The following is a 15,862-nucleotide window of genomic DNA, read 5'->3' as shown; positions in this document are numbered from 1 at the left end:
TTACCTCTTCCCTTCCGGGCGAGGCACGCAAAAACGACACGACAGCGCGCCCGGTGAAAACCGGGCGCGCCTCGTCTAGTCGCTCAGAGCCGCATTACTCCGAATACTTGAACTCCGGCATGTTCTTCAGCTCGTCCTTGCTGGCGTTGAACACGGCGTGGTCCGGATACCATTTCGACGCGGACGACGTCGTGGTCGCAGCCGGCTTGTTGTCGGTGCCGGTGGCGGCGCCGGTGGTCGTCGTCGCCGCGGGCTTGGCGCCCGGGTTCGTGCCGGTGCCGGTATAGGCCACGGCCTCGTTGACGAACTTCAGCTTCTCGTAGGGCACGGCAACCAGATGCTCGCCGAGGCCGAGGAAGCCGCCGACGCCGATCACGGCGATCTTGATGTCGCCGTTCTTGTCCATCAGCAGGTCGTTGATGGTGCCGATGTTCTCGTTGGCTTCGTTATAGACCTTCAGGCCGTCCATCTTGGACGTACGCCACTGCCCGGACGCGGTGGTCGACGCCGTCGTGGCCGTGGACGTCGTGGCGGAAGGTGCCGCCTTGTCGGTGGTGGCGGTCGGTGCTTGCGCGAACGCAACGGTCGTAAGCAGTGCGGTGCCGGCAAGACCGGCGACGATCGACTTCATCATGTTGTCCTCTCCTTCAACGAAACTCGTAAGGAGAAAACAGCGCTGACCACACGCAGTTCCGTGCACGCCGCAATTTCGTCGCGATGCGCGCAGGCAGGCTGTTCCTGCGTCACCCAGGAACATAACATATTGCGACGCACGGTTCCCCGCCGACGATCGTGCGCCCTGGGTGAAGCACGATCGCGGCGAGGAGCCGCGCCGACCGCGTCGCTCGGGGTCAGCTCTTGTAGTCGATCAGAAGCGCGGAGAAATCGGAGCTGGCGGATGAGCTGCCGCTGGCGCCGTAGGACGACGTCGACGATTGCGATTCCTGCAGCGCCTGGAGGAACTGCTGGAGGATCTCGGCAACGGTCTCGTCGCTGGAGCTGCTGCCGGTCGTGTCCGTGGCCGACGACGAATCCGAAGAGCTGTCGTCCGGCGGCGGACCGGGTGGAGGTCCGCCTGCGCCGCCGGGGCCGCCCGCACCGCTCGCGAAGGCGGATTGAAACACGCCCTTGAGCGCTTCGGCCTGGTCCGAGGTCAGCGTCCCGTTGGACACCTCGTTCGAGATAAGGTCGTCGATCTTCGACTGCATGTCCTCCTTGGAGGGACGCGTGCCGCTCGACCGGCTCTGCTGGAGTGCCGTGTCGATGTCGGTCAGCGCCGTCGAGAGCGCGGACTGATCCGCCGACGACACCGTGCCGGCGGACACTTCCGATTGCAATTCCTGCTGCAGCCGCTGCAGCGGCGACTGGTAGTTGCCGGCGGAGGCCGCCGAAATCGAGGTCATGAAGGCTCCGTGGATCTTGCGGGTTTTACTGCGGACCACGCCACGGTATGGTTAACGGCCTTAACGAGACCTTGCCGCTGCGCGACGACGCGATTGCGGCCTGTTGCCGTAAGCCGGGCAGAAACAATCCGAAACAAAAATCCCCGCCATTTGGCCCGAATCTTGGACAAACAAGGCGTATGGCCATTCCCAATCCGAACATCCTCGTCGTCGAGGACGACCGCGAAACCCGGACGTTGATTGCGAAGTACCTGCGCAACAACGCCTGCAACGTCACCGCCGTGGGCGATGGCCGCGAGATGTCGCGCGCCATGGCCGATCACCGCGTCGACCTCATCATTCTCGACGTCATGCTGCCCGGCGAGGACGGCCTCAGCCTGTGCCGCAAGGTGCGCGCCGAGGGACAGACGCCGATCATCATGCTGACCGCGCGCGGCGAGGATGTCGACCGCATCGTCGGCCTCGAGATGGGCGCGGACGATTATCTGCCAAAGCCCTTCAACCCGCGCGAGCTGCTCGCCCGCATCAACGCGGTGCTGCGCCGCCAGGCCGCGGCGCAAGCGGCAAGCTCGATCGAAGGCGCCTCCACGCTCACCTTCGAGGGCTGGCACATCGATCTGCGGCTGCGCGAATTGCGCAATCCGGCGGGTGCGCGCGTCGCGGTGACCAGCGCCGAATTCGATCTCCTGCGCACGTTCTGCGAACGGCCGGGCCGCGTGCTGTCGCGCGACAGCCTGCTCGACCTCACGCAGGGGCGCAACACCGGCTCGTTCGAGCGCTCCATCGACGTGCTGGTCAGCCGCATCCGCCGCAAGATCGAGCCCAACCCGGCCGATCCCACCCTCATCAAGACGGTGCGCTCCGGCGGCTATCTGTTCACGCCGCGAACGCAGGTCGCAAACCTTCAAGCGGCAGACCTTCAAGCGACAGGCCTTCAGGCGGCAAGCCCTCAAGCCGCGGGCACTGAAGCGGCCGCAGCGCCCCTGAACAATTGACGGGACCCCGACGATGAAGCCGTTCGGGTTCTTTCACCTCAAGGGGATCGGCGGCCAGATCGCCGCACTGGTGCTGGCTTCGACCCTCGCGCTCCATCTCGTCGTCACCACCGCCTTCCTGATCGGCCGGCCGGACCGCTTCGACGCGCCGCTGGACGGCGCGCATCAGCTGGCCGATGCCGCGCTGCTGCTCGGCGCGGCCGAGGCCGGCGAGCGTCCGCGCCTCCTCGCCGATCTCGCGCGCGCCTTCCCCAGGCTCGGCATCGACATGCTGGCGCCCGGCACCGCGAGCGTCGAGGAGAGCGACAATCAGCCCCTGCGCGCGATGCGCCGCCATCTCGGGCGCGGCTACAAGGCGGTCCAGCTGACCTCGAGCGGTCCCGGAGCCCGCATCGGCGTCGAGTTGCCCGACGGCAGCATGATCGCCGGGCATGTCGACGGCGGGCCGCGGCCATGGTTCTGGGGCGCGCCCTGGCTTATGGCGCTGATGACCGCCTTCATCTGCGTCACCGTGCTCGGCCTGTGGGCGGCGCGCGCGCTGGCCGCGCCGCTGTCGTCCTTCGCGAAGGCCGCCGAGAATTTCAGCCTGGACGGCGGGGCAGAGCCGCTGCCCGAGCGCGGTCCGGAAGAGATCCGCTCGGTGGCGCGCGCGTTCAACCGCATGCACGAGCGGATCGCGCGGCTGATGTCGGATCGCACCAGGATGCTGGCCGCGATCAGCCACGATCTGCGCACGCCGATCACGCGGCTGCGCCTGCGTGCCGAGTTCATCGAGGACGAGGGCCACCGCAAGCGCATGCTGATCGACCTCGACCAGATGCGCGCGATGCTGGAATCGGTGCTGTCGCTGCTGCGCAACGACCGCAAGGTCGAGGCTGCAACGCTGGTTGACATCGCGAGCACGCTCCAGCTCATCGCCGATCAGTTCGGCGACATGGGCCATGTCGTACGTTATGACGGGCCCGCATCGGCAACCGCCGCCGCGCGGCCCGACGATCTGCACCGCGGCGTCACCAACCTCGTCGAGAACGCGGTGCGTTTCGGCGCCGAGGTGACGATCCGGCTCGACGTCAAGGGCTGCGGGTTCGTCATCGACGTCGAGGACGACGGTCCCGGCATCTCGGATGCGCGCAAGCAGGAGATGCTGGAGCCGTTCGTGCGCGGCGACGATGCCCGCACCATGGACGAGTCCACCGGCTTCGGGCTCGGCCTGTCGATCGCGCGTGCCATCGCGCTCGCCCATGGCGGCGAGCTATCGCTGCACGACCGCGTTCCGCACGGACTGATCGTGCGGATGCAGTTGCCGCTGTGGCAGCAGCCGCGCCTGGCGGCGTAAATCTCGCGCGCTGCTTGGCGAAAGGCCTTACGCCGCGAGCGGCGGGTGCTCGACGGCCGTCGCGTCGTAGATGGCCACCGCCTCGAAGCGGTAATTGCAGGCCTGGCAGGTCCAGAGATACGAAACGCGTCCCTCGCCCGGCTCGATCCAGTCGGGCCGCGGGATCGGCGTGCCGCACTGGGCGCAGGGGTTCTGCCTGGGGGTGTCGCTGAGGATTGCTTTCGGCATGGCACCTCTCCCGATTTGCTAGCCGCTTCTTACTCGCTTTCGCGCGCCCGTGCGAATAGACAGCCTTGCTGCCGCGAGCGGGCATCCGCCTGAGGGAACCCGTACCCCGGCATTGAGTCGTCAAAGCGGCTCGGCGCCGCAAAATCGCCATTGGCGGCGTTTGGTCACATCATCGCCGCGTTCGGAAGGCCTAACGGCGGCGGGCGCAGGTCACACCCACGGGCCCAAGGGCCTAAGGAATATCTGATGAAAATTTTACGCATTGCCGCGCTGCTCGCAGCCGGACTGACATTGCCGCAAGCCGCGTTCGCCGGCCAAGCCGACTATGCCGAGATGGTCGCGGCCCATGCCCGCGCCAACGGCGTGCCGGAAGCGCTGGTGCACCGCGTGATCATGCGCGAGAGCCGCTATCAGCCCCACCTGGTCGGCCGCGGCGGCACCATCGGCCTGATGCAGATCAAGCTCGCGACCGCCCGCGGCGTCGGCTACACCGGCGATGCCGCCGGCCTGCGCGATCCCAACACCAACCTCACCTATGCCGTGAAATACCTCGCCGGCGCCTATCGCGCCGCCAATGGCGACCACGCCCGCGCCGTGCGTTATTTTGCCGGCGGCTATTACTACGTCGCCAAGCGCCAGCGGCAGGACGGCGTGCAGCTCGCCACCATGAGCGACGGCAGCATGGGCCAGCCGTGGCTCGAGCCGAACGGCAACCCGCAGCCGATGTTCGCCGCCGCTCCGCATCGGAAGCTGGCCCAGCGCGTCCGCAACGCGCGGGCGCAGCTTCCACACGAACCGTCATTCCGGGGCAGTCCGCAGGACTGAACCCGGAATCTCGAGATTCCGGGTTCGATGCTGCGCACCGCCCCGGAATGACCGGCCTGCGCCAACACGCGTTGACCGCCCCGCCCCACTGTCCTACATTAGCACCGTTCCGAGGGGTGCTCCGAGGAGGAGCTGAGATACCGCTAAATGGGCCGCCAACACCGGCTGCCCAAGACCGCGGTGACCCTTTGAACCTGATCCGGGTCATGCCGGCGAAGGGACAGGGATGTTGCAGAAGACCAAGCGACCGGATTCACCGGTATCCATCATCGGCGCAGGCATTGCGGGCGCCTGGCAGGCCCTGTTGTTCGCACAGGCCGGCCATGCCGTGACCTTGCACGAGCGCGGTGACGAGGCGATGACGGACGCCACCAGCCATTGGGCCGGCGGCATGCTCGCGCCCTATTGCGAGGCGGAAGTCGCCGAGCCCATCATCAGCCGCCTCGGGCTGCGCTCGCTCGACATCTGGCGGCGCGAGCTGCCCGACACGCCGTTCAACGGCTCGCTCGTCGTCGCCCATCCGCGCGAGCGCAACGATTTCGAGCGCTTTGCCCGCATGACCGAGGACCACCGCCGGCTCGACGCCGCCGGCCTCGCCGAGCTCGAGCCGTCGCTGGAGGGCCGCTTCCGCGACGCGCTGTTCTTCCCGGCCGAGGGCCATGTCGAGCCGCGCCGCGTGCTGCCGCAGCTGCACGCGCGCATCCGCGCCGCCGGCGGCACCATCAAGTTCGAAAGCGACGTGACCGCAAGCGATCTCGCCAAGGACCCTGACGGCATCGTGATCGACTGCCGCGGCCTCGGCGCCCGCGACGAGCACAGCGAGCTTCGCGGCGTCAAGGGCGAGATGATCCTGATCGAGACGTCCGAGGTGCAGCTGGCGCGCCCGGTGCGGCTGATGCATCCGCGCTGGCCGCTCTACGTGATCCCGCGCGAGAACAATCTGTTCATGCTGGGCGCGACCTCGATCGAGGCCGAGGACACCGGCGTCAGCGTCCGCTCCGCACTGGAGCTTCTGGGCGCCGCCTATACCGTGCACCCGGCCTTCGGCGAAGCCCGCATCGTCGAGTTCGGCTCGGGGCTTCGTCCCGCCTACCCCGATAACCTGCCGCGTATCGGCATTCGCGGCAGGACGATCTCCGTCAACGGCCTCTACCGCCACGGCTTTCTGATCGCGCCTGCGCTCGCCGAGCTGACGCTCGCCTATGTCGAGCGCGGCCAGATCGACAACGAGGTGATGCAATGCGGGTGATCATACCATGCGTTTGATCGTCAACGGCGAGCAGCGCGAGGTGAGTGCGGCCAGCGTCGATGCGCTGCTTGCCGAGCTCGACTACGAGGGCACCCATTTCGCGATCGCGCTCAACTACGACGTCGTGCCGAAAAGCCGTTGGGCCGAGACCGCACTGAAGGCCGGCGACGAGATCGAGATCATCACGCCGCGGCAGGGAGGGTGAGGTGATGGCTCTTCGTTCGTTGGCCCGACGCCTGCCACACACTCCGCTGTCATCGCCCGGCTCGACCGGGCGATCCAGTACGCCGCGGCTTCACGGTTCCAGCCGCGCGACCTCTGGAATACTGGATCCCCGCCTTCGCGGGGATGACACCTGCAATGGTCCGTCATTCCGGGGCGCGCGAAGCGTGAACCCGGAATCTCGCGCCACAACTTCGAGATTCCGGATCGGACCGCGTGCCGCGGCCCGTCCGGAATGACGGGAAATTCGACATGGTGACCTTCTACGGCAAGACCTTCGCCTCGCGCCTGCTCATCGGCAGCGCGCTCTATCCTTCGCCCGCGATCATGCAGGACGCGATCCGCGCCTCCGGCGCCAACATCGTCACGGTGTCGCTGCGGCGCGAATCCGCGGGCGGCAAGACCGGGGATTCGTTCTGGAAGCTGATCCGCGAGCTCGACGTGTCAGTGCTGCCGAACACCGCGGGCTGCCGCACCGTGCGCGAGGCGGTGACCACCGCCAAGCTCGCGCGCGAGCTGTTCGGCACCAATTGGATCAAGCTGGAAGTCATCGCCGACAACGACACGCTGCAGCCCGACGTCGTCGGCCTGGTCGAAGCCGCCGGCATCCTGACCAAGGACGGCTTCGAGGTGTTTCCCTATTGCACCGAGGATCTCTCGGTCGCGAACCGCCTGGTCGATGCCGGCTGCAAGGTGGTGATGCCGTGGGCCGCGCCGATCGGCAGCGCGAAGGGCATCACCAACCGCGATGCCTTGAGGCTGCTGCGCGAGCGCCTGCCCGACATCACGCTGGTGGTCGACGCAGGCCTGGGCGCGCCCAGCCACGCCGCGCAGGCGCTGGAGCTCGGCTACGATGCCGTGCTGCTCAACACCGCGATCGCAAAAGCCGCCGACCCGGTCGCGATGGCCAAGGCCTTCCGCCTCGGCATCGAAGCCGGCCGCACCGCCTTCGAGGCCGGGCTGATGAACGCCCGCGACTTCGCCTCCCCCTCCACCCCTGTCGTTGGGACCCCGTTCTGGCATGCCGTATCCTGATCGCTTTTATCCCGTCGTCGACAGCCTGAAATGGGTCGAGCGCCTGACCAGGCTCGGCGTCGGCACCATCCAGCTGCGCGCCAAGGAGCTCGACGACTCGCAGGCGCTGCAGATGGTCTCCGACGCGTTGGCGATCACGAAAGGCACGCAGGCCAAGCTGGTCGTGAATGACTATTGGAGGGCCGCGATCGTCGCCGGTGCGGAATATCTGCATCTCGGCCAGGAGGATCTCGCGGAGGCCGATCTCGGCGCGATCCGCGAGGCCGGCCTCAAGCTCGGTATCTCCACCCATGACGACGCCGAGCTTGCCACCGCGCTCGCAGCCAAGCCCGATTACATCGCGCTCGGCCCGATCTTCTTCACCACGCTCAAATCCATGCGCTTCGAGCCGCAGGGCATTCCCAAGATCACCGAATGGAAGCAGCGCATCGGCACCATCCCGCTGGTCGCCATCGGCGGCATCAAGTTCGAGCACGCCGCGGAGATCTTTGCGGCCGGCGCGGATTCCATCGCGGTCGTCAGCGACGTCACCCAGAACCCAGACCCGGACGCACGTGTGCGGCAATGGCTCGGCCTGTCGAAGGAGGCGGCGTGATGCGCCTCGCTCTCACCTCACCCACACTGTCATCGCCCGGCTTGACCGGGCGATCCAGTACGCCGCGCCTTCTCGGCCCTAGCCGTACCGCCGCGGAGTACTGGATTCCCGCCTTCGCGGGGATGACAGCGGTAATTGCCTCTCGCGCAGCGAAACTAACGAATTAAAACCGGAGGATCCCCATGAACATCCGCTCCAATCCCGAAAAAACCGTCCCCGCCGTCACCACCGGCCCGCTGCCCTCCTCGCGCAAGATCTTCGCGAGCCCAGATGCCGCCCCTGATATCCGCGTGCCGCTGCGCGAGATCATCCTGTCCGAAGGCGCCGGCGAGCCCAACCTGCCGGTGTACGACACTTCGGGCCCCTACACAGATCCGTCCGTCACCATCGACGTCAATGCCGGCCTTGCCCGCAACCGCAAGCAATGGGTGCTGGAGCGCGGCGGCGTCGAGGAATATGAGGGCCGCCAGATCAAGCCGGAGGACAACGGCAGCGTCTCCACCGACAAGGCCGCGCGCGCCTTCTCGGCCTATCACAAGCCGCTGCGCGGCCTCGACGGCCACAAGATCACCCAGCTCGAATTCGCCCGCGCCGGCATCGTCACCAAGGAGATGATCTACGTCGCCGCGCGCGAGAACCTCGGCCGCAAGCAACAGCTCGAGCGCGCGGAGGCTGCGCTTGCCGACGGCGAGAGCTTCGGCGCCTCGGTGCCCGCCTTCATCACGCCGGAGTTCGTCCGCGACGAGATCGCGCGCGGCCGCGCCATCATCCCCTGCAACATCAACCACTCAGAGCTCGAGCCGATGATCATCGGCCGCAATTTTCTCACCAAGATCAACGCCAATATCGGCAACTCCGCCGTGACCTCGTCGGTCGAGGAAGAGGTCGAGAAGATGGTGTGGGCGATCCGCTGGGGCGCCGACACCGTGATGGACCTCTCGACGGGCCGCAACATCCACACCACCCGCGAATGGATTTTGCGCAACTCGCCGGTGCCGATCGGCACCGTGCCGATCTACCAGGCGCTGGAGAAGTGCAACGGCGATCCCGTCAAGCTGACCTGGGAGCTGTACAAGGACACCCTGATCGAGCAGTGCGAGCAGGGCGTCGACTATTTCACCATCCACGCCGGCGTGCGCCTGCAATACATCCACCTCACCGCCAGCCGCGTCACCGGCATCGTCTCCCGCGGTGGCTCGATCATGGCGAAGTGGTGCCTGGCGCATCACAAGGAAAGCTTCCTCTACACGCATTTCGACGAGATCTGCGACCTCATGCGCAAGTATGACGTCTCGTTCTCGCTCGGCGACGGCCTGCGTCCGGGCTCGATCGCCGACGCCAACGACCGCGCGCAGTTTGCCGAGCTGGAGACGCTCGGCGAGCTGACGAAGATCGCGTGGGACAAGGGCTGTCAGGTCATGATCGAGGGCCCCGGCCACGTGCCGATGCACAAGATCAAGATCAACATGGACAAGCAGCTGAAAGAGTGCGGCGAGGCGCCGTTCTACACGCTGGGACCGCTGACCACCGACATCGCGCCGGGCTACGACCACATCACCTCAGGCATCGGCGCCGCCATGATCGGCTGGTTCGGCTGCGCCATGCTCTGCTACGTCACGCCGAAGGAGCATCTTGGGCTACCCGACCGCAACGACGTCAAGACCGGCGTCATCACCTACAAGATCGCCGCCCACGCCGCCGACCTCGCCAAGGGCCACCCCGCCGCGCAACTGCGCGACGACGCCCTGTCCCGCGCGCGGTTCGAATTCCGCTGGACCGACCAGTTCAACCTCGGCCTCGACCCCGAGACCGCGAAAAACTTCCACGACGAGACCCTGCCAAAGGAAGCCCACAAGGTCGCCCATTTCTGCTCGATGTGCGGCCCGAAATTCTGCTCGATGAAGATCACGCAGGACGTGCGGGACTACGCGGCGACGCTGAACGATCCGAACAGCGTGGGGATGTCGATGCAGGGCACTGCCGAAGACGGCATGGCGAGGATGAGCGCGAAGTTCAAGGAGATGGGCGAGAGCTTGTATCTGGATGCGGAGAAGGTGAAGGAGAGTAATCGGGTGTTGTGAGAGAGTTCTCCTCGTCATGCCCGGGCTTGACCCGGGCATCCATCCCTATGAGAGAAGCCGGGCAAAGAGTTCGGCTTTTTCTTCGAAACCTCGCTTCAAGAAATCATCTTCTTCAATAACGGCTGGTCCTCTTTGACCGGGGGCAAGCATTCCGCCTCCCAAGGGAAGCGCCGATTGACGTCCTGCCAGATGATCTGCAGACAAGGGAATGCACGCCGCGACTTCCAGTAGAACCAGACCGCCGTGCCGAGATATTCGGGATGGGCCGCGAACGGCACTTCCCAGAAGCCGAGCTTGTAGCCGTTCTCCAGCAAATCATCGGAGATATCGCCATCGACGAATTTATGACCGGATTGCACTCGGTCACGGACAAGGTTGATGATGGCCTGCGCCGTTTCGGCTCTCTGACCGAAAATGATGAGTTCGGGATGCAGTTCAGATGCAGACCGATTGAAAATGCAAACGGTGGATTTGCATCTGGTATGCCCGTGATATGGCAGCCGTGATTGCGTACGTTGCGCAAAATGACCTTATCGGCTTCGTGCTCGGGTTCGGGCCAGTCGAACTGATCTTGCATTTTCAACCCAGATGAACAGGCGTCGCCAGGATGAGCGTAGCGACATCCGGGGTCTTTGTCGCTACGCATATCGCGACGCTCATGCGCGCTACAACTCCGGGATAGGTGATTTTGTCCGATAGCAAGCTCCACCGCCTCCCCGATCTCCTCCGCCCCAACCTCCGCCTCGTCTTCGTCGGCACCGCCGCCTCGACGCGCTCGGCCGCGCTCGGGCACTACTACGCCCATCCCGGCAACCGCTTCTGGCGTGCGCTCCACGAGGCCGGGATTACGCCGCGGCGCTATCAGCCAAGCGAGTTCGCATCGCTGATCGAACTCGGCATCGGCTTCACCGATCTCTGCAAGACGGGCGCGGGGATGGATCACCAGATCGCGGTGGAGACGATCGACGTGGCCGGGTTCAGGGCGAAGATGGAGACGCACCGGCCGCGCACGATCGCGTTCACGAGCAAGAAGGCGGCGAGCTTGTTTTACGGCAGGCCGTCGAGTGGGATTGCGCTCGGGCAACAGCAGCGAGATGCGAGCTTGCCGGAGATTTTTGTTTTGCCGTCGCCCTCGGGGGCGGCATCCGGGCATTGGACGCTGGAGCCGTGGCGCGAGCTGGCGGCGTGGATCACATCGTAGGGTGGGCAAAGGCGCTCATGCGCCGTGCCCACGATTTCTTCGTGAGTCGCGACAGTACGCGGGCACGGCGCTTCTCGCGCCTTTGCCCACCCTACGCATCGCGCCCTACCGCATCGTGATCGCAAGGCCGCTGAGATCGGCGTTCGCCATCAGACCGACCTGGTGACCGGTCAGCTCCAGCACCGCGCCCTTCTGGTTGGTCAGCACGATGGCGCGGGCGCCGCGGCCGACCGCGAGGCCGGCACCTGCGGCGCCGTAGACGCCGGCAACGTCGGACGGGCGGTTGATGTTGCTGACGCGGCCGCGCAGCACGGTCTTGGAGCCGCCGAACACGAGGCCGTAGTCGAGCCCGCCGGTGGAGAGGCCATAGGTGCGGCCGCGGAAGTTGAGCACGCCCGAGCCGCCGGAACCGCCGATGATCCAGCCCGCCTTGTAGATCGTCAGCGTCACGAAACCGCTGTCGGCCCGCGCCGCAGTCGAAAGTCCGGCCAGGGCGGCAATGGCGACAAGCGCGGCGCGAAAGGTGGAAGCGAGCTTCATGGATGTCTCCGGGGGGCTATTTTTCAAGAGTGGATTCGAATCAGACGCGGCGAATGTATCTGATCGATCGCGGCGGCAACATGATGGGGCGCGGGCCTGATACGCGAGACGTAGCATCGCATTCAACTGTCATCGCCCGGCTTGACCGGGCGATCCAGTATCCTAGAGGCGATCATGATTGAACCGCAGGGCCGCGGCGTACTGGATGCCCCGGACGAGCCGGGGCATGACAACGGAGTTTGGGGCTACAGCACAGACCACTTCCACGCTGCCATTCTGCCCCTGATTTGCCCGACGGAGCAACAGCGCGGATTCGCTGATTTCGAATTTCTGAAAACCCCAACGATTTCAAGCTCCTTCTACTTTGCATGGGGTTGTTTTCGCATTTTTTGGTTTGAGTGCGCTGCGCCTGCCGCTACGCTGCTGCGTCAGCCGCCGCCTTCGAGGTGATCCCATGCCGATCCAGCATTTCGCGCCCCCGCCGCACGTCAAGGCGCCGCCGCTGTCCTTTGCGACGCGGGTCAGCGATCTCCTGTTCGTCTCGGGCATTCCCGGCTTCGATGCCAACGGCGCGCTGCCTGATGGCTTCGAGGCGCAGTTCGCCAATGTCGTCGTCAACATCAAGCGCGTGCTGGACGAGGCCGGGGCCGGCATCCGCGACCTCGCCAAGGTCAACGTGCTCCTGACCCGCGCCTCCGACGTCGCCGCCATGAACGCGCTCTATGCCGGCGCCTTCGGCCCGCCGCCCTATCCGGCGCGCACCACCTGCGTGGTGCAGGCGCTGCCGAGGCCGGAGATGCTGATCGAGATCGAGGCAGTGGCCTCGCTGGCCAAGTGAGGTTCAAATAAGGGCCATGTCAGGCTCACGTCAGCTGGCTGTGGCCCGCAGGGCACGCGGCCGAACCGAATGCGCAAGGCAGGGCTGACATGTCCGTGAGTGGCGGTTCACTCGCTTGCAAAGGACCTGCTTTTACCGCACGAGTTTTTCCGGTCCATATCCCAAAGGAGTTATTTCATGCGTCGCCTTCTCGCGCTCAGTGCCGTTGCCGGCATCGCCAGTTCCGTGTTCGCCGTGCCCGCCTCCGCGAAGGTCGGCTATTACGTGATCCGCTGGGACAACACCGGCATCTGCCAGGTCTGGAACGAGGACCTGCAGGTCAAGCCGCTCCAGATCGGGACCTCGACCTACAAGGTCGTCAGCAAGTCGTTCCCGACCTTCCAGCAGGCGTCCGACCTCCAGATCAAGATGCGCGGCGAGCGCCGCTGCACGCTTTAGAGGCACCGCAACAGACGCGGATTTCAGGGGCGGATCGCGCAGGCGGTCCGCCCCTCATCTTTGGCAGGACCGCGCGTTTTTTCCGTCCCCGAGCGGCCATCTCCCGCGCACGTTTGTTGAACCTGAGCGGCAGGCGGAACTACTCACATCTTGTCCGGGGCGCATCGACCCAGAGCGTCCGGCACCCGCCCTCCCCGTCATTGCCGGGAGGCGCATCACATCATTCATTTGAGGAGCTGATCATGCGTCGTATTTCCCTGCTGTGCGCCGCCGCCGGCCTTGCCGTCACCGCCTTCGTCGCGGCGAGCCCCGCCGAGGCCGGCTATCACCTGATCCGCTGGCAGGACACCGGCTTCTGCCAGATCTGGGACGAGAGCATCCCGACCACGCCGTGGCCGGCCGGCTATCACCGCGCCAGCGCGAGCGTGCCGACCTTCGTCGACGCACTCGCGGTGAAGGACGCCGCGCTCAAGAGCGGCAGCTGCAAGTGGTGAGGTAATCGATCGGCGGACGAAGAACCGGGCAAGGACGCGGGCGTCCTTGCCCGGTTTGCTTTTCGAAGACCCGAGACGCTCACGCGTCCTTGTGCGCGCCGGGATGGATCAGAAGATCGCGTGCGGCGGCGAGGTCGATGAAGGCTTGCGCGCTGCCGCCATGGTCGGGATGCATGCCCTTGGCCGCGCGGCGATAGGCCTGGTTGATGTCTTCGCAGGTCAGCTGCACCGCGAGCGGCAGGCCGAGCATCCTGCGGGCATGATCCTCGCGGGAGAGCTTCTTCGGCATGGCGTTGCGGCGGCCGAAGCGCGGCGCGGCCAGATCATGGACGACCTCGAGCACCACACCGAGGCGGCGCTGCGCCGCCAGCGTGATGCCGTGATCGTCGTTGTCGACCGCCTGGCGCAGCACCGGAAGCGCCTGCTCCGCCGCCTGGCGCAGCGTGACGTCGACGTTCGACCGCGCGATCTCGGCCACGAGCCGGCCCGCCTCGGCGAAGTCGGCGGATGGCGCCGACCGCAGCCGTTCGAGGGCGAGTTTCCAAGAGTCCAGCCGTTCCATCATGCGCGCAACGTTTAGCAATCACGAACAGTATGCCAAGGCTGCCGTTTCCGGCCTGTTAATTTCGAGTTAGCGTTTCGTGAAACTTCGAAACGAAATCGGGAGGAAAATGTCATGGCCTTGCTCGCAAACCACATCGCCGTCGTCACGGGCGCCGGTTCCGGCATCGGCCGCGCGATCGCCGCCGGCTATGCGCGCGAGGGCGCGCAGGTGGTGCTGCTCGACGTCAATTCCGACACCGTCGCGGAGGCCGCGCAGGAGATCCGAAATTCGGGCGGCAAGGCCGAGAGCTTTGCGCTCGACGTCGTCAGGCGCGAGGATTGCTTCGCGCTGGCGAAGCAGGTCGCCGACAAGGTCGGGCAGGTCTCGATCCTCGTCAACAATGCCGGCATCACCCGCCGCAACGCCTTCACCGCCGAGACCGAGACGGTGGCGAAGGACTGGAACGACATCATCTCGCTCAACCTCAACGGCGTCTTCAACATGACGCAGGCCTTCCTCGCCCCCTTGCGCGCCAGCAAGGGCCGCATCGTCAACATCGGCTCGATCCAGTCCTTCGTGCATCTGCGCACGCCGAGCTCGGCGGCCTACACCACCTCGAAGCACGGCGTGCTCGGCTTCACCAAGGCGCTCGCGGCCGAGCTCGGCAAGGAGGGCGTGCGCGTCAACGCGATCGGGCCGGGCTTCATCGAGACCAACATCAACGCCAACGTGCGCGCGACCAATCCGGCGCTGGTGCAGGCCTTCATTGACCACACCCCGCTGGCCCGCACCGGCAAGCCCGAGGATATCGTCGGGCCCGCGCTCTTCCTCGCCTCGGATCTGTCCGCCTATGTCACCGGAACGATCGTGATGGTGGACGGCGGCTATCGGACGGTGTGAGGGAGAACGCTTTCGCGACATACACAGTGTCATCACCCGCCTTGTGCGCAATTGCGCACTGGAGCGAGTGATCCAGTATTCCGGAGACGCCAAACGCCCACGAGGAGCCGCGGCGTACCGGATCGTCCGCTTCCGCGGACGATGACACCGTATTCTGCCGCGCCAGATAGGTCCGCATCACCATGCATCTCGCACCAATCGCGGCGGCTTCGCGGCATTCCTGAGGTCATCTGGGTGCGGCGCCCCGCGATTAACCTTTCATTAACCAAACCCGATCACCGTAGATCTACGGCTTGGGGGTCGTTTGTTCTCGATCCGCTTCCAACGATGGAAGCGGGCGTTGATCGGGGAGTGTATCGATGACCACTGTTCATGTCGCCGCGTCCGAGCCGGGCGCCCAATTTCTTGCCCCCAACGAGATCGTTCCGCTTCTGATCGGCGCCACCGTCGATGAGGTCGAACGCGAGCTCGTGCTGCAGACGCTGGCGCGCTGCGACGGCAACCGTACCCGCGCCTCGCGCGTGCTCGGCCTGTCGGTGCGCACGCTGCGCAACAAGATCAAGCTCTACGCCGCCTCCGGCATCGACGTGCCCGCTTATCAGGATTAGCGCGCGGCGAAGCGGCGCTCCGGGACACGGGCCAATCAGGACGCGCCGGACGCATCGTCCTTGTGCGGCAGCAAGCCCATGCGCTCGAACTGCCAGCGCATGGCGCGATACCAGAGATAGCCGACCGCCGCGCCGCACAGGGCGAGGATGATCACGTGGGCGCTCGAGAACGAGCCGCTCCACCACATCATCCACGCCGTCCATAGCAGCGTGAGAACGATGGCACCTGCTTTCAGAGGAAGAAGGGGGCGGCTCATGATCGTGCTCCCGGGCTGTCAAAACCCCGGCGGACATCATGGCAAGATCAGGCTGCCCATACCGTGAGCCAGA

The 15,862-nt window shown here is 65.8% G+C and carries 22 protein-coding genes and 1 riboswitch; of the genes, 15 read left to right on the top strand and 7 right to left on the bottom strand.

Annotated elements, in window-relative coordinates; genetic code table 11:
* Nucleotides 1-94 precede the first annotated feature (94 nt).
* Together ACETMP_RS30635 and ACETMP_RS30630 are read right to left on the bottom strand one after the other, a co-directional pair.
* Entirely contained in the window at nt 95-634 is a 540-nt protein-coding gene (locus ACETMP_RS30635; protein ID WP_375159053.1) for a PRC-barrel domain-containing protein, read from the bottom strand.
* 217 nt (nt 635-851) lie between these two features.
* On the bottom strand, nt 852-1,403 hold the full coding sequence (locus tag ACETMP_RS30630; protein ID WP_375159052.1) for a hypothetical protein: 552 nt from the start codon (nt 1,401-1,403) through the stop codon (nt 852-854).
* Between the two features lie 179 nt (nt 1,404-1,582).
* Between ACETMP_RS30630 and ACETMP_RS30625 the strand changes: the two genes are divergently transcribed.
* Together ACETMP_RS30625 and ACETMP_RS30620 are read left to right on the top strand one after the other, a co-directional pair.
* Entirely contained in the window at nt 1,583-2,398 is an 816-nt protein-coding gene (locus tag ACETMP_RS30625; protein ID WP_375159051.1) for a response regulator, read from the top strand.
* Nucleotides 2,399-2,411: 13 nt separating this feature from the next.
* Nucleotides 2,412-3,734, top strand: coding sequence for an ATP-binding protein (locus ACETMP_RS30620; protein ID WP_375159050.1), 1,323 nt, complete (start codon nt 2,412-2,414; stop codon nt 3,732-3,734).
* A 27-nt stretch (nt 3,735-3,761) separates the two neighbouring features.
* Here the strand turns inward: ACETMP_RS30620 and ACETMP_RS30615 are convergent, their stop codons facing one another.
* Nucleotides 3,762-3,962 (bottom strand): hypothetical protein, encoded by a 201-nt coding sequence (locus ACETMP_RS30615; RefSeq protein ID WP_375159049.1) that lies wholly within the window; start codon nt 3,960-3,962, stop codon nt 3,762-3,764.
* A 246-nt stretch (nt 3,963-4,208) separates the two neighbouring features.
* Between ACETMP_RS30615 and ACETMP_RS30610 the strand changes: the two genes are divergently transcribed.
* The 6 genes from ACETMP_RS30610 to thiC all read left to right on the top strand — a co-directional run bounded on the left by ACETMP_RS30610 (nt 4,209) and on the right by thiC (nt 9,969).
* The gene (locus ACETMP_RS30610; protein WP_375159048.1) at nt 4,209-4,787 is read left to right on the top strand and encodes a transglycosylase SLT domain-containing protein; all 579 of its coding nucleotides are present in this window, start codon (nt 4,209-4,211) and stop codon (nt 4,785-4,787) included.
* A gap of 102 nt (nt 4,788-4,889) precedes the next feature.
* Nucleotides 4,890-5,026: riboswitch (TPP riboswitch) on the top strand.
* On the top strand, nt 5,014-6,036 hold the full coding sequence (locus ACETMP_RS30605) for an FAD-dependent oxidoreductase (RefSeq protein WP_375159047.1): 1,023 nt from the start codon (nt 5,014-5,016) through the stop codon (nt 6,034-6,036). Its footprint overlaps the riboswitch before it by 13 nt.
* Before the next feature lie 7 nt (nt 6,037-6,043).
* Nucleotides 6,044-6,241, top strand: a complete 198-nt coding sequence (gene thiS, locus ACETMP_RS30600) for a sulfur carrier protein ThiS (protein WP_375159046.1) — start codon at nt 6,044-6,046, stop codon at nt 6,239-6,241.
* Between the two features lie 269 nt (nt 6,242-6,510).
* Complete coding sequence (locus ACETMP_RS30595) at nt 6,511-7,293, top strand: thiazole synthase (protein ID WP_375159045.1); 783 nt, start codon at nt 6,511-6,513, stop codon at nt 7,291-7,293.
* Nucleotides 7,280-7,888, top strand: a complete 609-nt coding sequence (locus ACETMP_RS30590; protein ID WP_375159044.1) for a thiamine phosphate synthase — start codon at nt 7,280-7,282, stop codon at nt 7,886-7,888. Before ACETMP_RS30595 ends, ACETMP_RS30590 begins: the two co-directional genes overlap by 14 nt.
* A 182-nt stretch (nt 7,889-8,070) precedes the next feature.
* Nucleotides 8,071-9,969 carry a phosphomethylpyrimidine synthase ThiC gene (gene thiC / locus ACETMP_RS30585; RefSeq protein WP_375159043.1) on the top strand — a complete coding sequence of 633 codons (1,899 nt, stop codon included), beginning with the start codon at nt 8,071-8,073 and terminating at the stop codon, nt 9,967-9,969.
* Nucleotides 9,970-10,064: 95 nt separating this feature from the next.
* Here the strand turns inward: thiC and ACETMP_RS30580 are convergent, their stop codons facing one another.
* Nucleotides 10,065-10,403: a DUF4262 domain-containing protein gene (locus ACETMP_RS30580; RefSeq protein ID WP_375162033.1), complete on the bottom strand. Its 339-nt coding sequence runs from the start codon at nt 10,401-10,403 to the stop codon at nt 10,065-10,067.
* Between the two features lie 254 nt (nt 10,404-10,657).
* Here ACETMP_RS30580 and ACETMP_RS30575 point away from each other — a divergent pair, with 254 nt between their 5' ends.
* Nucleotides 10,658-11,170 carry a mismatch-specific DNA-glycosylase gene (locus ACETMP_RS30575; RefSeq protein ID WP_375159042.1) on the top strand — a complete coding sequence of 171 codons (513 nt, stop codon included), beginning with the start codon at nt 10,658-10,660 and terminating at the stop codon, nt 11,168-11,170.
* A 105-nt stretch (nt 11,171-11,275) separates the two neighbouring features.
* Here ACETMP_RS30575 and ACETMP_RS30570 read toward each other — a convergent pair whose 3' ends face one another.
* Nucleotides 11,276-11,710 (bottom strand): hypothetical protein, encoded by a 435-nt coding sequence (locus ACETMP_RS30570; RefSeq protein WP_375159041.1) that lies wholly within the window; start codon nt 11,708-11,710, stop codon nt 11,276-11,278.
* 174 nt (nt 11,711-11,884) lie between these two features.
* Between ACETMP_RS30570 and ACETMP_RS30565 the strand changes: the two genes are divergently transcribed.
* The 4 genes from ACETMP_RS30565 (at nt 11,885) to ACETMP_RS30550 (ending at nt 13,480) form a co-directional block, all read left to right on the top strand.
* A complete protein-coding gene (locus ACETMP_RS30565) occupies nt 11,885-12,160 on the top strand; it encodes a hypothetical protein (protein WP_375159040.1) in 276 nt (91 codons plus the stop codon).
* 4 nt (nt 12,161-12,164) lie between these two features.
* The gene (locus tag ACETMP_RS30560) at nt 12,165-12,548 is read left to right on the top strand and encodes a RidA family protein (RefSeq protein WP_375159039.1); all 384 of its coding nucleotides are present in this window, start codon (nt 12,165-12,167) and stop codon (nt 12,546-12,548) included.
* Nucleotides 12,549-12,725: 177 nt separating this feature from the next.
* Nucleotides 12,726-12,986 carry a hypothetical protein gene (locus tag ACETMP_RS30555; RefSeq protein ID WP_375159038.1) on the top strand — a complete coding sequence of 87 codons (261 nt, stop codon included), beginning with the start codon at nt 12,726-12,728 and terminating at the stop codon, nt 12,984-12,986.
* Nucleotides 12,987-13,228: 242 nt separating this feature from the next.
* Nucleotides 13,229-13,480 (top strand): hypothetical protein, encoded by a 252-nt coding sequence (locus tag ACETMP_RS30550; RefSeq protein WP_375159037.1) that lies wholly within the window; start codon nt 13,229-13,231, stop codon nt 13,478-13,480.
* Nucleotides 13,481-13,559: 79 nt separating this feature from the next.
* Here ACETMP_RS30550 and ACETMP_RS30545 read toward each other — a convergent pair whose 3' ends face one another.
* Nucleotides 13,560-14,045: a J domain-containing protein gene (locus ACETMP_RS30545; RefSeq protein WP_375159036.1), complete on the bottom strand. Its 486-nt coding sequence runs from the start codon at nt 14,043-14,045 to the stop codon at nt 13,560-13,562.
* Nucleotides 14,046-14,156: 111 nt separating this feature from the next.
* Here ACETMP_RS30545 and ACETMP_RS30540 point away from each other — a divergent pair, with 111 nt between their 5' ends.
* Entirely contained in the window at nt 14,157-14,924 is a 768-nt protein-coding gene (locus ACETMP_RS30540; protein WP_375159035.1) for an SDR family NAD(P)-dependent oxidoreductase, read from the top strand.
* Between the two features lie 359 nt (nt 14,925-15,283).
* Nucleotides 15,284-15,532 carry a helix-turn-helix domain-containing protein gene (locus ACETMP_RS30535; RefSeq protein WP_375159034.1) on the top strand — a complete coding sequence of 83 codons (249 nt, stop codon included), beginning with the start codon at nt 15,284-15,286 and terminating at the stop codon, nt 15,530-15,532.
* A 35-nt stretch (nt 15,533-15,567) separates the two neighbouring features.
* Here the strand turns inward: ACETMP_RS30535 and ACETMP_RS30530 are convergent, their stop codons facing one another.
* Nucleotides 15,568-15,789 carry a hypothetical protein gene (locus ACETMP_RS30530; RefSeq protein ID WP_375159033.1) on the bottom strand — a complete coding sequence of 74 codons (222 nt, stop codon included), beginning with the start codon at nt 15,787-15,789 and terminating at the stop codon, nt 15,568-15,570.
* Nucleotides 15,790-15,862 lie beyond the last annotated feature (73 nt).

The sequence above is a fragment of the Bradyrhizobium dasycarpum genome (assembly GCF_042019905.1).
Classification (GTDB): domain Bacteria; phylum Pseudomonadota; class Alphaproteobacteria; order Rhizobiales; family Xanthobacteraceae; genus Bradyrhizobium; species Bradyrhizobium japonicum_B.
This window is presented reverse-complemented; position numbering and strand designations above follow the sequence as displayed.

Coding starts and splice junctions, on each gene's coding strand:
- ACETMP_RS30635 (WP_375159053.1), bottom strand. CDS start 634: ATGATGAAGTCGATCGTCGCCGGTCTTGCCGGCACCGCACTGCTTACG.
- ACETMP_RS30630 (WP_375159052.1), bottom strand. CDS start 1,403: ATGACCTCGATTTCGGCGGCCTCCGCCGGCAACTACCAGTCGCCGCTG.
- ACETMP_RS30625 (WP_375159051.1), top strand. CDS start 1,583: ATGGCCATTCCCAATCCGAACATCCTCGTCGTCGAGGACGACCGCGAA.
- ACETMP_RS30620 (WP_375159050.1), top strand. CDS start 2,412: ATGAAGCCGTTCGGGTTCTTTCACCTCAAGGGGATCGGCGGCCAGATC.
- ACETMP_RS30615 (WP_375159049.1), bottom strand. CDS start 3,962: ATGCCGAAAGCAATCCTCAGCGACACCCCCAGGCAGAACCCCTGCGCC.
- ACETMP_RS30610 (WP_375159048.1), top strand. CDS start 4,209: ATGAAAATTTTACGCATTGCCGCGCTGCTCGCAGCCGGACTGACATTG.
- ACETMP_RS30605 (WP_375159047.1), top strand. CDS start 5,014: ATGTTGCAGAAGACCAAGCGACCGGATTCACCGGTATCCATCATCGGC.
- thiS (WP_375159046.1), top strand. CDS start 6,044: ATGCGTTTGATCGTCAACGGCGAGCAGCGCGAGGTGAGTGCGGCCAGC.
- ACETMP_RS30595 (WP_375159045.1), top strand. CDS start 6,511: ATGGTGACCTTCTACGGCAAGACCTTCGCCTCGCGCCTGCTCATCGGC.
- ACETMP_RS30590 (WP_375159044.1), top strand. CDS start 7,280: ATGCCGTATCCTGATCGCTTTTATCCCGTCGTCGACAGCCTGAAATGG.
- thiC (WP_375159043.1), top strand. CDS start 8,071: ATGAACATCCGCTCCAATCCCGAAAAAACCGTCCCCGCCGTCACCACC.
- ACETMP_RS30570 (WP_375159041.1), bottom strand. CDS start 11,710: ATGAAGCTCGCTTCCACCTTTCGCGCCGCGCTTGTCGCCATTGCCGCC.
- ACETMP_RS30565 (WP_375159040.1), top strand. CDS start 11,885: ATGATTGAACCGCAGGGCCGCGGCGTACTGGATGCCCCGGACGAGCCG.
- ACETMP_RS30560 (WP_375159039.1), top strand. CDS start 12,165: ATGCCGATCCAGCATTTCGCGCCCCCGCCGCACGTCAAGGCGCCGCCG.
- ACETMP_RS30555 (WP_375159038.1), top strand. CDS start 12,726: ATGCGTCGCCTTCTCGCGCTCAGTGCCGTTGCCGGCATCGCCAGTTCC.
- ACETMP_RS30550 (WP_375159037.1), top strand. CDS start 13,229: ATGCGTCGTATTTCCCTGCTGTGCGCCGCCGCCGGCCTTGCCGTCACC.
- ACETMP_RS30545 (WP_375159036.1), bottom strand. CDS start 14,045: ATGATGGAACGGCTGGACTCTTGGAAACTCGCCCTCGAACGGCTGCGG.
- ACETMP_RS30540 (WP_375159035.1), top strand. CDS start 14,157: ATGGCCTTGCTCGCAAACCACATCGCCGTCGTCACGGGCGCCGGTTCC.
- ACETMP_RS30535 (WP_375159034.1), top strand. CDS start 15,284: ATGACCACTGTTCATGTCGCCGCGTCCGAGCCGGGCGCCCAATTTCTT.
- ACETMP_RS30530 (WP_375159033.1), bottom strand. CDS start 15,789: ATGAGCCGCCCCCTTCTTCCTCTGAAAGCAGGTGCCATCGTTCTCACG.